The sequence below is a fragment of the Pseudomonas sp. HS6-2 genome (assembly GCF_049325675.2).
GTDB classification, from domain to species: domain Bacteria; phylum Pseudomonadota; class Gammaproteobacteria; order Pseudomonadales; family Pseudomonadaceae; genus Aquipseudomonas; species Aquipseudomonas putida_N.
Genome location: NZ_CM143906.1, coordinates 848,988 through 863,482 on the forward strand (window position 1 = coordinate 848,988; position 14,495 = coordinate 863,482).

Below are 14,495 nucleotides of genomic sequence, written 5' to 3' on the forward strand. Positions count from 1 at the left end.
GCTCTTGGGAGGAGGGCGGAGGCCCTTCAGAGACTCAGCTTAGATGCAGAAAGTTGGCTCCGCAGAGCGGCCCCGGCAATTCCCAACGCGTAAGACAATTCCTGGGCGCTACGCAAAGGCATATATGCCCCACAAAACAAAACCCCTTGAAGCCATAGGCCTCAAGGGGTTTGTCAGTACTGCAGACTGCCGCTTAGACGTTAGGTGGGAAGTCATGGTCTGTAAGGTTTTAATTTACTGGGTTTCTTTGGATTTCTATTTTTCCTATACCCGGTTTTGTACCCGTATTTTGTTCGGTCAGTGACAGCCATTGTGAAACGCTCTTGTGGGGTGGAGGAGTGGTACTGGGATCGCCGTTGAAGAGCGCAGGGCTAAACGCACCTGGTTTGCCGAACTCTCGATAGGGACGGGAGCTGATTCTTTTCTCACGAGCAGCAAGCTCAAAGCGTGGAGTTGGGTCTACCCTCTCCATCTTCCAAATCCCATCATTTCACCGTTCCCGAATCCCAAGCTAGTCTATTCCACCTCAAGTCCTTTCAGCTCAGTTCCTCATGCACAGGGCTCGATCACGTCGAGGTCCAGTTTGAGCAGACCCCAGCCTGGGCCTTGGGTAGGTTGGCGAGCGATTTGTTCCATGGACCAGTACCCGGAGCCTACGCATTGAGAGGTGCTGCGGGTTAACCCATGCTGGCGACAGGTCTGGATAGAGTAATTTGATTTGATTTTACAAGACGTCACTATTGCACTTCTGCTGGCTGCCTGTATTCATGGTCAGAATAGCGCGTTCTGGACGAGCGATTGCAATACGTTGGTCGAAATTACTGCCGCGAAGTAAACGCGATTTGATGTACGCCATAATGGTCAGTTCAGAACCTCTCAAGTTTGTGAGTTACATTGCTGGTGATCTCGATTAGATTTTGTAAGAGAAGTCGGTGCAGGTAGATTTTCCACCACAAGTGGCCGGATTCATATATGATCAGGAGCTATGATTTTTTTTAGCCTGGCGGTGGCCTTGACGGACTGGAACCCTATTTTGACTTGATAGTGTGCCAATCAGGTATTAATAGGAACTATCAGGGTAGATTGTTCACCCAGCAGCAATGTGCAGTCTTCCACGCGCCAGCGAGCAGCGCTCGACCCGCCAGATCATTCTGTCCATTAAAATGATGAAAGTCTCGGGTTGCCTCAAGGACGCACCTCATGTAATGGCATGATTTTATTTGGTATCTACGAGAAGATTTTAACGTAGTGTCGAGCCACTAGCTTTGATATCCTGAGGGCATCCAGCAAGCTTGCAAAGTCCAAGATGGAAAAATCTCTAACCAACGGCTGTCTGAAATTGTTCCTGCCGATCAAAATGAGTGCGAATGGGCACCTTATAAAGTTTAAGCAGTCCATAAACGAAAAGCTTGTTCGAAGGTTGCGGATCGATCCTAATGCGTATAAGCGTATTTTGGCTGCTAATATAAAAAACATCCTTTAGGCCCTGGTGGCGCAAGCGGACGGTGCCGGTGGCTAAGAGCTGGAAGAGATTTCTATATGACTACTTAAAGTGAACGCTAATCATCGCCCGTAACAGACTTGGTGAATTACTCAAGAATAACTTGGTTATGGCAGGGATGCTTTCCCATCACGGGTGTCAGTTGGTACCAATGGTCGGCCTAAGGAAAACCGTCATAAGGTGTTGGATGACGCACTAAAGGTTGACCTTAGCACTTCTCCAAGGCATATCTTCAGGGGCAGGAAGCATCGAGCTAACATGTCAAAATTATTGGAAATGACCAGCGCAATTGCGGTGCTGTGTCAATGCCAAAACTCGAAGCGCTCACTGGCTAACTATAAAACAAAAATTAAATAATGAGAGTAGGGTTTGGTCTGTCTTCATGGTTAGTGATGATTTTTCGATTACAGTATTGATGGGGTGATTTTTTATAATCTCTTTATTGCTCCTGCTCCTGCTCCTGCTCCTGCTCCTGCTCCTGCTCAATGTAATGGGTTGTTGGTTGTATCTGTCTTTCGTGTATTCGTATAGCGTCTCTTTTGATGATGGTGTTTGATTTCAAGAGTGTTGATTTTTTCTTTCTGAAGAGTATTTCGATTTGGTCCTTTTGTGGGGTTGGGAGACTTTCCGGGTTGGGGGTTAATGTTTCAATTTGAAGCGTTAATTTGCAGGATTCGGTTAGGGCTTCGCTTAGTTTTTCAGTGAGAGTGACAGCTGCTATTTGATAATTGTCGAGTTGTTTGCGATGGGACTTGTTTAGCTCGTTGAGTTGGCTGCGGTATTGGTTTTTGATTTCAAGCCCGCTTTTAATTAGCCATTCCAGTGTGTCAGTTATGTTTTTGTTTCTTGATTTGGCTAGAGTTTCCAGGGCTTTATTTGCTGAGGTCGAAAGTATAAAGTTTCTGGGCTTTTTCCCGTTTAGGCTTTCTCTCAGTTTCTTTTGACGCCAGGCGCCTTTCATCTTTTTTAGAATTTCTCGTATTTCGCTACTGTCAGGCCATTTCTCAGATGCCCCTATAAGTTCCTCGTATGTGGTTTGTTCGGGAATACTTGCTCTGTGGTTGTTTAAATATCGAATGGCCCACTTCAGCATGTCTTGGTTGTCTTTTTTTATCCATCCAAGCCTGTTTTGTGCCTTTTCCAAGGAATCCCTCGCTAATGCGCTTATTAAAATTGAATGATTTTTTGTGTGGCGTTACGGAGTGACGTTACGTAGTAGCATAAGCTATTCTTTATGCACTTGAAACAGGGTGTTATTCTACGATTTAATGGCTGCCTTTCTAAAGGGATGAGGGTGGGTGATGCACTGCGTTCTGTTGGGTCTTGGATTGGCTGGGATCAGCCCTGAGGCGAAGTTTGTCCTTGTAAGGTTCGTGCAGCTGTACGGGCTGTGCGAGTCGATCACAATCGGGGTTAAGGAGTTAGCCAAGGTCTCAGGTGCTACGGATCGTGTGGTATCTAGCGCTCTGTCTGAATTGGTGGCCGAAGATCTTTTAATACGCACCCCTATCGTCTGCGGGCGGGGGCGTCCCAAGAGTGGGTATCGGGCTTCAAGTAAATTATCCAGGTTGTTGGAAGGCGAGAACGAAAAGCTCAATGTGATAAATAGACTGAGAATTGATCACGTACTAAACCCTTCTGCAGAAAACTGTAAGGGTGGCTTGAGTGTTTGTAATCGGTTGCTACTGTCCACTCTGCTTCTGTACGCCGATCAATTTGGGGTTGTACGGGGAGTCGGAGTATCCAGGCTGTCCAGGGCTACTGGTCTGAATCGAGATCGAATAAAGGCCCAGGTGCACAAATTGATCGCTCTGAGGGTCATGAGAGGGGTGATCCCTGGTGTTGCAACGTCTGTTGCATTGGGTGTTTCAAAGTCAGTTTATTTTATTAATTTTCACCATAATTTTTTTCAAAAAGGTAGTTCGGGAGCGATCGCGCTAACTTTCGTCTCGAAATCCAGTGGGGATTCGGGGGGGATGAGTGAGGTTGCAGCCATCATTGGCTCTGCGGGGCTTGGCAAAGGGCTGGGCTTCGAGAGGCATAAAAAGTTTTCTGGAATACTGCCTGATAGCGATAGATTTAATGCGCTGGCGGGGTTGTTTTCTTCTTTAGCCAAGGATAGAAGCTCGTCGAGAGCGCTTCAGGTTAGATTGGAGGAGTACGCGTCAGGGCTGCTGTCCAAACATTGGAAAGCCTTGGAGCTAGGTCAGTTTAACTCTGATGATGAATTGCTGGTGCGAATCAAGAAAGATTTCAGTAAAGGAACGGGCTTAGGGCGAGACTTCAAGGATGACGGCCTTCGAGGCGAGCTGTTTTTTGAGTTCATTTATGTAGTCGCTGTTTTGATGGCTCGGCGTATCCAGAGTTTGGTTTTAAGTGTTAAGGGTTTTTCGCACGAAATTGCCGGGTTGCAGATCCTGCCGAGTTTTGAGCCCGGTCCATACTTTGGGCGGTTTGCTGTTGGTCGGTCTCTGTTGATTGTTCCTGGTAATAGTTTTCGAGCAGGAGAATGCTTTGTCATGAATGAGAGCAATCTTGGCGAGCCTGCGTGCGAGAGGTTTTCAAGTGAGGAGGAACTGCCTGAAATTGACCGTTATCGTTTTGGACTTCTTTTTCAGGTTCATACTCCTACGCGCTATCGGTATCGGGGGTAAGTCGCTCTGTATGCCAGTAGTGGGCAGTAACTCTTTACCGACCTCCTAGATCCTGTGTACGGATTTGAGGAGTTGATCATGCGCATACTTCGAATGAAAACTGTTATTGAAACAACAGGTCTGGCCCGATCTACGGTGTATAAATACGTTGCTGAAGGGATATTTCCGAAGCCTCTTTCGCTAGGCGGGCGCTCTGTTGGCTGGTTGGAGTCTGAGGTTCATGGTTGGATTCAGACTAGGCTAGTGGAGCGCAATCAGTAGGGCTTGATGGGCTTGTCCTTGGCATCTGGTCTGCTTCTTGTTTGCTTTATTTTCTTTCAATGAAAAAATCATGTCCGGTTGACTCCCGGACATGATGTTTTTTTTGTCGGACCTTTTGATAGTGTTGATTTTCTGATTCTGAACAGGAATTCTTTAACTTTCTCTTGGGTTTCTACTGCTGGGGTTTTCGGTGTGGGTAGTATGCTTTAATGGTTTAATTACTACCTTCTAATAAGTCTTGTCTATCGCTCATGTAGAATCTGATATCTATTTAATCATTAGGTTAAGTGATAGAGGACCCTTCAAAGTGTATCTATTATGGTTGTCTGTTTTATGCTTGGGGGTTGACAGTTTTTCTTAGGTGGTTGTTGTTGAGAGTTGGTGTCTGTGTGATGAGCCCATTGAGGTCTAGCTCAATGGGTTGTGGTGGGCGTGTAAATAACTACCAAGTTGACTGAAGATATGAACATTAACAAAGTAGATAGTAACCATGCTTCGTTTTTCCGAAAACCGTAATCTTCGTTTGTACTCAGCAGCTATATTCCAAGGTTTGCCGATAATGGTTGAAAAAGGGCCTTTTATACTTGGGTACCTTGAAGCGCTGAATCGCACCATTAACCTTGCCCTTGATCAGTATCCTAGGGTGATTGCTTTCCGGGTGGATTTGCGTCTTCCACGTCTGATGGGGATTCCGGATGACGCTTTGTCAAATCGTGTGATCAGTAGATTCCTTGAGTCGTTCAAAGCAAAAATTGAGCATAACCGTGATAAGGCGCGTGAGCAGAACAAGTACGCCCATGACTGCAGGGTGCGTTACGTTTGGGCGAGAGAAGTGGGCTGGGGAGGGCGTCCGCATTACCACTTGCTGATCCTTCTGAACAGAGACGCCTATTACACAGTAGGGCGGTTGCAGCCACAGAGGCCTAATATGATCACCCGTATGCAGGAGGCTTGGGCCAGTGCGCTGAAGTGCGAATTTGAGCAAGTGAAGGGCTTGGTGGAAATCCCTAAGAATGCAGAGTACCGAGTAGATCGGAATGTCCGGCCAGGAAATGTGGATCAGTTGCCTGAACTGTTTTATCGAGCCAGCTATCTTTGCAAGGCGGCCACAAAGCGTTATGGAGATGGAGCACATGGCTTTGGATACAGCCGAGCATAGGAATGTGTTGGTACTGGGTTAGTGTGTATCCACCCAGTATGGGAACTTATTTACAGAATAAGTTCCCTGGAGGTGATGGGATATCCAGGTCACGGTGAAGGGGCAGTGCCCGTTGGTAGTCGCCGTGGTGGCGTGGGTTGCGCGAAACGGCGCCCGGCGCCTAAAAACTTTACACATGGCCGGAGATGGCAATGCAGATAGGGGGGGGTGACCTACCGGTCGCCTCTGAATCCGCTGCGTTTGTTTACCTGTATGAATAGACATCTTGGACGGGGAGATGGACTTTTGCTTAGGGTATGGGCAACCAAGTCGATCAATCAGGAGCAGCCAGCCATGAAGAACATTTTCGCCGTTGTCGGTTTTATCGTGATCGCCACCAAGAGCTATGAGCTGTATCGCGAGTACAGCGAGATGAAGCGTGAGAAAGCGGCGCGGGAAGCGGCCGCCAGTTCGGTTTGACGCGCGTCGGGTTATGGCTAAAAGCTATCCGCCGGGATAGGCTGGGCGCGGCTTCGCGCCCGCCGATCACATAAGGAAACGGATCTTGGCTACACAAACCATCGAACAGTTCTTCACGGGGAAGACCCTGGAAATTCCTGCCTACCAGCGGGACTACGCCTGGACGACCAGCAACATCGACGACCTTTTCGAGGATATCGAGGAGGCCATGGAGCTGGATGGTGGCCATTACCTGGGCACCTTCATCCTGTCCCAGATGGGCAAGACGGCCCCAGTCAAGGTGGTGGATGGGCAGCAACGCCTGACGACGCTGACCCTGTTGCTCGAAGCATTGGTGGATGCGGTTGAGGAACCGGCGATCAAGGAGCATTACCGGGGCACCTACATCAAGCATCCGGTGCACGGCCCGAAATTCACGGTGCTGGGTGTCAATCAGGAGTTCTTCACCGCGCTGCTCAACGATCAGCACCCACAGCCGGAGTCCGATGGCCAGCAGCGGCTGCTGGCCGCCCATCACTGGATTCGTCAGCGGGTGGCGAACATTAAGACCCGTCAGGGGCAGGAGGCCATCAAGAACTGGCTGCTTGCGATCAGCCGCCTCGAGGTGCTGGACTTCACTGAGGTCAACGAGGGCAAGGCCATCCGTATGTTTCAGTCGGTGAATGACCGTGGTGTGCCCCTGGCCAAGATGGATATCGCCAAAAGCCTGTTGATCTACTACTCCAACCGCTTCCTGGGCGGCCAGTTGGATGCGTTGGTCTCCGACCGTTTTGGCGAGGCGTTCCGCTGCTTCAGCCGCTTGAAGAAACTGGCAGGGGAGACGGGCTACCAGATTCGCATGATTAATCGGGACCCCTTCCGTGAGGACGATGTGCTGCGCTATCACTACTTCGCCTTTGATGGTGAGAAGCATGACGTGCAAGCGGGTGCGGATCATGGTGCGACTTCGGAGACGGTACTGGAGTCGTTCCTCAAGCCAGCGCTCAAAGGTATGCGCAACGACCCCGAACGCCTGGCGGCTTTCATCGAAGACTACGTATGTGACCTGGAGCGGTTCTTCAAGGGTCTACTGGCACTGGCTGAGGCCACTCGCAGCAATCGCGAGCTGTATTTGCTGTTGGTAGTGCAGGACCTGGCCGCCACCCTCTATCCGCTGCTGGTGCGCTTGCACAATGAGCGGATGCTCGATGTTCGCGTCCCGCAGCAACTGGATTACACCTTGCTGCAACTGGTCGAGCTGGCAGACTTGCGCGTATTCAAGTTACAGGGTACCAACCCACAGGCGGACATGGCCGCGCTGATGCGAGACTTCGGTCGGTTGAGCCCGCTGCAGATCGCCGAGCGCCTAGTGAATTTCTGCCAGCGCTTCATGCCCAGTGCCCGGTTCGAAGCCAAGCTGGTCAACGAAGATATGTTCAGGAACCCGGGTCTACCGCGCATTCTTCTTGAGGCTGAGGGGGCGGCAAGGCGGGAGGCGGGCCAATCTGATCTGGAAATAGGCGACCTTGTACTTATCAATACCGAGGGGCTGACGATCGAACACATTCTGCCCCAGGAAACCTCGTTCGGCGTGCGCCTGTATGGCTTCCACAGTACGGAATCGTACCTGGAGCACCTCCACCTGATCGGCAACCTGGCGCCGCTGGAGAAACGCATCAACAGTGCGTGCAGTAACTGTTCTGCGGAGAAGAAGATGAGCGAACCCAAGCTCTACAGGAACTCGCAGTTCAATTTGATCAAGGCATTGGCCGCCAGTGGCGCCAACTGCAGTCCCGCGTACTCGAAGAACGCCCTAGTGGAGCGAAGCCAGGTGCTGGCCAGTTTCGCGGTGAAGCGTTGGCCGCTGACGCCGACCGACCTGGCTGAAGCGTAAGCCACCTACAACTGACCTGTGCGAGCTGCCGATCCGATGGTGGGCCACATCCCGCCACCGGCGCGGCGCATTGAGCTGGCGGCATCAGTCGGTCATCAGCCAGGGGCGCAAATCCTTGAGGTTTTTTACCACGATTTGCTGCGCCTCGGGGCTGGTAGCCAGGTTACGCGGGTCGATGTGGAAGCGCTGCAGCACGTATTTCACCAAGGCCTTGCGGCTAGACACCACCAACTGCCCATGATGCATGCCGAAGTCGACTTCGATGATGGCCTTCTGTGCCGCGTTCAGTCGCCCGTCGGGCTCGAAGATGACCTGCACCTCGGAATTCCATTCTTCGTCCAGCGCCCGCGTGTTGGGCGACTCGTCGAGCAAGTCAGGCTTCCCGCGCAGGCGGCTGAGGACGAAGTCGCGATACTGGCCGTTCTTTTCGCAATAGGCGCGCACATGCCAGCGCATGCCGGTGTAGACCAGAGTATGGGGGGCGATCAGGCGAACTTCCACGTTCGGCGTGTTCAGCGACACGTACTCGGTTTCCAGACGCAGGCCTTCTCGGCAGGCCTTGAGCAAGGGGCGCAGCACCTCCGGGCGAATCGGCCGGTCCGGGACTTCCAGCACATTGGTGTGGGCATAGGCCAGGGCGAGGCCGTCGATATGGGGCGCGCGTTCGTTGTTCTGGTACAGCAGGTGCAGGTAGGCGCTGGCGCTGTCGTCGATGAACCTGGGCTTGAATTGCTTGGTGGGTACATAGCCCTTGAGCTGTTTGTCGTAGGCCAGGTTCTTTGACGCATGCTCGGTGATGTAGGTGTTGATGTCCTTGGAGGCCTGTTGCCGGCTGATGCCGAAACTCTGCATCAGGTGGCCGGTGGTCAGGCGCCCCTCCCACCAGACGACGGTTTCTATCAACCGGTAGCGTAGTGCCAGGTCCCAACGCACCTGCTCGACGGTCTGCTTGCGTTTCATTGGCTCTCCTGATGTTTGATGGGGTGGGTAGCGTCACTCTATAGGAAAGACCTGTCGTGACAAGTGACGTATCGTGCAAGGTCCGCTGTAGATCCAAGTTAAGCTGACAAGCGACGATGCCGACATTGGGATGAGAGCATGGCATCACTGGAGGCACTACCAGGGCACTGGCCGCAGGTAATGCATTCGCATAGGTATCAAGGAGAGAAGCAATGCCGATCAAACCCAAGCCGTTTACCTGTGTCTGCGACGCGTGTGGCTGGAGCAGGACCGTGGCACCGCGCAGCGATGTTTTGATGCCGGGCGAGTGGCCGGAGCGATGCGCGAAATGGGGGAGCAAGGCGTTGACCATCCGCCAGGCGGGCTGGCTCAAGGGCGCCAAGGCGGAGTTACTCGCACGTTGGCGCTTGTGAGGGCCGTGGGGACATGGCTCTCGTGTGTAAGGTTATTTGACACATGAGAGTTGATGCCGTTCGAGGAATGTGTCGACCGGCACTAGGACTCTGCGTCGATTACCCCTCTTTCAGCTGGCCTTGCCAGCTACCTGAGCGAAAGAGGGCTTGCCTCCACCAGTTATGCATGTGTGCTAATACTTTACCTGTATGGGTCTACACAGTAGATCTGTCGCTTAACTATACATATCTTCTTCATGGCATGAAGGCACATCGCCTCACTAGGAGAAGACACATGAGTACCTATGACTGGGTTGCGTTGATCGCAATGGGCATGATCGGCGTGATCCTGCTGGTGATGTTGTTGCAATACATCAAGCTGCGCGACCTGTGGGAGGGCTTTAGCCGCTGCCGCGAGGCCATGCGTTGGGCGCGCATCTTCGAAAGTGAAAATCGCGAGCTCAAGCGCACGCTGCAGGCCGAGCGCAAGCGCGTTCGGGAACTGCAGAATTCGCTTAGCCAGTTCACCGAGCAGGTGAGGCCACGTTGATTCGATCTGGGGCCCGGCATTCGAACAGAGAAACGAGTCAAGATCTGGGCAGTTTGCCAGTACCGGCGAGTATGATGAATCGAGCACCTCACGGAACATGACACCCATCAGAAAATCCCAGGGAGGAGAAATGTGAATACAGGTCATCATCGAGGATCATGTTCTGCCGCAGATGTTCAGCGAGGCACCTTTTCAGCAGATCAAACGGGATTTTTCCGGAGACTCCCTGGCGAGCCCCACATCTGCATTGTCCCAAGCGAGTCACCTCTCGGGAAAGACCCCTTGGGTACTAGATCCTCTAAAATGGCGTGATAGCCAATTGATATCAATTTACTGGCAGAGCGCAGGCTTAAATCCGTGAGTCAGCAGCCCCATAGGGCCTATTCATCAATAGCGTTAAAGACTATTGAATTCCGGCCGACTGCTTAATGGGTACGTGCGATCGGAGCTACCGTGCTGCCTTAATGCACCCATGGTTTAGTTTTGCCAGACGCGTTCCGGCGGGATAGGGATAGGGATAGTAAGGAAATGAAACCAATAGCGCCCAAAAAAACACGGGCAACTACACTCAGGTCGCGTAGACCTGTGGTCAAGGAAACCTTCGACGTGTTGGTTCTGGCGACCATGAGCGCCGGCAAGACGTCCTTCATCAACGCCTTGATCGGGCAGGAGCTTTTGCATACTGCCAACGAAGCAACCACAGCGTGCATGACCAGTATCGAGCACCGCCAGGGCTCGAGATGCTTCAGCGGTGCTTGTTACTCTTACACCGACCAGGAACTGGCCCGTCAGCAAAACACTTCGGCGGCGCTTGTTCGTGACTGGAACGCCAACACCGAAGTCAAGCGCATCAGCCTGTCAGGTAGCTTCAAGATCGTTCCCAGTCCTGCTCCCGGCCTAGTGCTTCACGACACACCCGGGCCGAACAATAGCCAGGACGAACGGCATGCCCAACTGATGCTTGAGACAGTACGCACTGTATCCTTCAAGGCCCTGTGTTATGTGCTCAATGCCAGCCAACTGGGCACGCTGGATGACCGTCTGTTCCTGGAGCAACTTCGCGAAGAGCTGGCAAAGAAACCCGGTCACCTCATTTATTTCATTCTCAATAAAGTCGACTTACTCGACCCTGACAAAGGTGAAGAAATCGGCGTCTATGTCGATAACGCATACCGCTACTTGACGTCCATCGGTTTCAAGAGCCCGATGATCATTCCAACCATGGCCAATGCCGCTCTCTACGCCCGCAAGGCACTAAAGGACGAAGCGCTGACCCGTGCCCAGCGCTCGAAACTTCGACAGGCCCTGGATGAGCTTGGCGATAACAAACGTGCCCTGCTTCACGCGACGGTGGTTCCCGACCCCATTAAGAAGCGGGTATTCAAGGCGTTGGCGAGCCTGGAGCGACAACGTCAGGTCAAAGCCTCCGACGAGCAGGCCTGCGAGAAAAACGAACTACAGCAACTGGTTGCCATCAGTGGTCTGAAAACAGTTGAAGCCCTAATAAAACATCAACGGCAATTGGTTGAGACTCTATGAACATTATCGAAATCAAACACAATCCATTCACCGTCGACACGACGTTTTTGATTAATGGCCAGGCGCCTGCTGATGGTTGCAAACTGTCTAGTTATAAGGAGTCGCGGCTGCAGCTCTGGGTTGAGAAGCTGTTCGATGAGTTGAGCAACCTGTTCAATGGCGACAACAGATTCAACATTACCTTCAAGGGTGTTGAATCTGACTACCTGGACATCGTCGAGGCCGCTGAAGTCGCCTCTTCTAAAGGCATGCAGATTGAGCTGAGCTGGATTGAAACTGTTGCGACCGAAACCCGCTTGGAGCAGATTCGCGAACTTATGGTAGAGGCGCGCCAGCATCCAAAGTTCGAACACTTCATCACCGAAAACGATGAGGTGCGTAAGTCGGTAGATGAAGCGTTCAACCGTGACTTCGATGTCTATGTCGTGGCCACGATGTCATCCGGAAAATCGACACTGATCAACGCCATGCTCGGCCGTGATCTGTTGCCGGCAGCGAACGAAGCCACTACGGCGACCATTGCCAAAATTACCGATAACGACGCGATGAGCGGGCGTTTTGCCGCTCAGCGAATCAACCGCAATGGGCAAAAAGTCGGCCAGGATGATGACGTCACTCTGGAGACGCTCAAGGAATGGAACCTGCTGACTGATACTCAACAGATCAATATCGAAGGCAACATCGAAGCAATTAAGGAGCGTGACAGCGTTCGCCTGGTACTGACCGATACCCCCGGCCCCAACAACAGCCAGGACGAAGAACATCAACGTACCACCATGGGCTTCATTCAGGACTCCAAGCGTAATCCGCTGATCCTCTATGTCCTCAATGCCAGCCAACTGGGCACTAATGACGACCGTAACCTGCTGGGCCTGGTTGCTGATACCATGCGCAAGGGCGGCAAGCAGAGCAAAGACCGCTTTATCTTCGTGATCAACAAAATGGACGTGTTCGACCCCGAGAATGGCGAAGACTTGCCCTCGGTGCTGGCTCGTGTCAACGACTACCTCACCACCAACGGCATTCATAACCCGTTGATCTACCCGGTATCGGCCAACCTCACGCGACTGATTCGCAAGCCCAGTGATGAGCACACCCGTAAGGAACGCGGTGAATACATTGCTATGGCCGACATGTTCAGCGAAGAGCCGAGCATGAACCTGCTTCAGTACATGCCGATTACTTCACGGGTAAAACGTACGCTACAGGAGAAGAAACACTCCGAGTTGTTATTGAGCAGTGGTCTGCCGGCGGTCGAGGCGATGATCGATGAGTACATCGACAAGTACAACTTCCCGCACCGGTTGAAACGCGCTTATGACGCCATGACCAAGGCCATCGAGATCGGCCTCAACGAAGCGGAGCTGATCGAGCAGCTGGATCAGGATGAGCGCTTCCTTGCCCACGTCAATGAGGAAATTCAAGCCCTGCAACAACGGCAGGAGAAAGGGTTCGATACGGCGGCGTACAAGGACAAGGTCGCCCGGGAAGGAAAAGCCCTGCCCGCCGCTACCGAGCGTGAGTTGTCTGAGCTGGAGAATGTCATTCAGCCTATCTTGCGAAAACTCGCAGAGCGCTTCAGCAACAATAATGTGACGGTTAGCATCGCCGAGACGCGCATCCAGGAAGCTGAAGAACAGCTTCAGTTCCAGCACCGAAAGCTGATTAACGCTTATGAGGCGCTATTCAGTTCCAGCCAGGAAATCATTCGCCAGGACCTGCATCAGGAGTACCAACTCTACATCGCGGATCTGTTCAAAGACACCCAACACCTGCAGTTACCAATTCTGGAAGGTATCAAGAAAACGGTCGGGGATATTTCGTTCAATCTCAACGTGAAAAACAACGAGATTAAAGAGCGGGAAGTTGTCATCAGCACCCGCGAGGTGAGTGACAGCAAGTGGTACAACCCTTTCTCCTGGGGCTCAACACGCACCGTTCGTGAGTATGGAACTGAAACCTATGTTGATCTCGAGGCGTTGTGGAAAGAGCGCGTCACACGAGTTGAAACAGAGTTTTCGCGGTTGGTGGACAGCGCCAGAAACGAAATTGAAATCGGCAAAAATCGCCTGATCGATCAATTCCTGGCCTTTATGAATCGCGAGTTCGATAGCAAATTCAGTGAGCTTTTGGTGTCACTGAGTGAAAAAACCAGTGATCGCAATGCCCGTGAATTGGCAATCAGAGAGGCAAAGGATCTGCACGCTTGGATCGAAGCCTTCAAACGTAAACTCGACAACACCTTGGCTGTTTAATCTGGAGCTCATATGACCACTTCTACCGCAACGCTCTCCAAGGCTCGCAAAAGCTTTCTGCTGTCGCTGGATGATGCTCAGTTGAGCACCGAACTGCTGCTGGGTGTCCTTGCTCAAGCACTACAGACGCCAGAGCTGGTTGTCAGTTATGAAGCAAACGATCCTAAAAGCGCGATCGACAATGATCCGGTCAGCTGGAACGGCGCTTACTACAGCCGCCACAAAATTCTTGCTGAACACAACTTTTCCCGCGAACGCCTGGAGCACCTAATCCAGGTTCGAGATCATTTTCGCAAACAGGGTATCAAGGGCTTCGTTCCGTCTTCAGAACAACCCCGCACTGAAAAACCAGGGACCGCTTCGATGCAATATACCCCGTCTGCCAATCTCAAAAAGTTCGTCGATGAAGGTGACCTGCTGACGATCCGAACTGCGCTGCGGATGGAACTCAATGACAATCGCCTGCCAAGCGAAGAGCTACGCGCGGCGTTGGCATGGGCTAAAACCAAGGTGCCTGGCCTCTGTGAAAGCTACTCGGAAAAAGCCTTTGCACGGGCAACCAATCCGAATCGTAACGATTGGACATCGGAGTATTACGACGGCCAAGTGGTGTACCTGAAATCCAACTTTGCAGAAGAGCGCTACCTGCACCTGATTGAAGTACGTGGACTGCTGCGTGAACGAGGCGTTGAAGGGTTCGCCGCAAAACCCAAGGCCACCTCAAGCCAGGCAGAGCCTTTGGCGTCAAGTACTCAACGGCCATCCTCTCAATCCCAGCGTCCGAGCTCCACCGCTTTCAGTCCGGAACGCAATCCGGTACTCAAAACGGCGCTGATGATCGGCGGTGCCATCGCCGCTGTGGTGGTCTTTCTGGTTGCGCTGGTGAAATGAC

General features: G+C 52.1%; 12 protein-coding genes. 10 read left to right on the plus strand and 2 right to left on the minus strand.

From position 1 onward, the window contains the following. Positions 1-1,940 precede the first annotated feature (1,940 nt). The gene (locus ACOKS3_RS03915) at positions 1,941-2,645 is read right to left on the minus strand and encodes a hypothetical protein (RefSeq protein ID WP_422763324.1); all 705 of its coding nucleotides are present in this window, start codon (positions 2,643-2,645) and stop codon (positions 1,941-1,943) included. A 649-nt stretch (positions 2,646-3,294) separates the two neighbouring features. On the opposite strand from ACOKS3_RS03915, the gene ACOKS3_RS03920 reads away from it, so the two are divergent. The 5 genes from ACOKS3_RS03920 to ACOKS3_RS03940 all read left to right on the plus strand — a co-directional run bounded on the left by ACOKS3_RS03920 (position 3,295) and on the right by ACOKS3_RS03940 (position 7,907). Further along, complete coding sequence (locus ACOKS3_RS03920) at positions 3,295-4,155, plus strand: hypothetical protein (protein ID WP_125862959.1); 861 nt, start codon at positions 3,295-3,297, stop codon at positions 4,153-4,155. Positions 4,156-4,233: 78 nt separating this feature from the next. Then, positions 4,234-4,416 carry a helix-turn-helix transcriptional regulator gene (locus tag ACOKS3_RS03925; RefSeq protein ID WP_083199883.1) on the plus strand — a complete coding sequence of 61 codons (183 nt, stop codon included), beginning with the start codon at positions 4,234-4,236 and terminating at the stop codon, positions 4,414-4,416. A gap of 490 nt (positions 4,417-4,906) precedes the next feature. Further along, positions 4,907-5,575 carry an inovirus Gp2 family protein gene (locus ACOKS3_RS03930; RefSeq protein ID WP_065761386.1) on the plus strand — a complete coding sequence of 223 codons (669 nt, stop codon included), beginning with the start codon at positions 4,907-4,909 and terminating at the stop codon, positions 5,573-5,575. Positions 5,576-5,908: 333 nt separating this feature from the next. Continuing rightward, the gene (locus ACOKS3_RS03935; protein ID WP_269669825.1) at positions 5,909-6,034 is read left to right on the plus strand and encodes a hypothetical protein; all 126 of its coding nucleotides are present in this window, start codon (positions 5,909-5,911) and stop codon (positions 6,032-6,034) included. An 85-nt stretch (positions 6,035-6,119) separates the two neighbouring features. After that, on the plus strand, positions 6,120-7,907 hold the full coding sequence (locus tag ACOKS3_RS03940; protein ID WP_065761387.1) for a DUF262 domain-containing protein: 1,788 nt from the start codon (positions 6,120-6,122) through the stop codon (positions 7,905-7,907). Between the two features lie 84 nt (positions 7,908-7,991). On the opposite strand, the gene ACOKS3_RS03945 is transcribed toward ACOKS3_RS03940, so the two are convergent. Continuing rightward, complete coding sequence (locus ACOKS3_RS03945; RefSeq protein ID WP_065761388.1) at positions 7,992-8,867, minus strand: WYL domain-containing protein; 876 nt, start codon at positions 8,865-8,867, stop codon at positions 7,992-7,994. Between the two features lie 212 nt (positions 8,868-9,079). Between ACOKS3_RS03945 and ACOKS3_RS03950 the strand changes: the two genes are divergently transcribed. The 5 genes from ACOKS3_RS03950 to ACOKS3_RS03970 all read left to right on the plus strand — a co-directional run bounded on the left by ACOKS3_RS03950 (position 9,080) and on the right by ACOKS3_RS03970 (position 14,494). Beyond that, on the plus strand, positions 9,080-9,280 hold the full coding sequence (locus ACOKS3_RS03950) for a hypothetical protein (protein WP_065761389.1): 201 nt from the start codon (positions 9,080-9,082) through the stop codon (positions 9,278-9,280). Positions 9,281-9,554: 274 nt separating this feature from the next. Then, entirely contained in the window at positions 9,555-9,809 is a 255-nt protein-coding gene (locus ACOKS3_RS03955) for a hypothetical protein (RefSeq protein WP_065761390.1), read from the plus strand. Positions 9,810-10,394: 585 nt separating this feature from the next. After that, a complete protein-coding gene (locus ACOKS3_RS03960) occupies positions 10,395-11,348 on the plus strand; it encodes a dynamin family protein (RefSeq protein WP_245704379.1) in 954 nt (317 codons plus the stop codon). Next, positions 11,345-13,603 carry a dynamin family protein gene (locus ACOKS3_RS03965; RefSeq protein ID WP_065761391.1) on the plus strand — a complete coding sequence of 753 codons (2,259 nt, stop codon included), beginning with the start codon at positions 11,345-11,347 and terminating at the stop codon, positions 13,601-13,603. The genes ACOKS3_RS03960 and ACOKS3_RS03965 overlap by 4 nt, the downstream gene beginning before the upstream one ends. A gap of 12 nt (positions 13,604-13,615) precedes the next feature. Further along, on the plus strand, positions 13,616-14,494 hold the full coding sequence (locus tag ACOKS3_RS03970) for a hypothetical protein (RefSeq protein ID WP_232108606.1): 879 nt from the start codon (positions 13,616-13,618) through the stop codon (positions 14,492-14,494). Position 14,495: the final 1 nt, after the last annotated feature.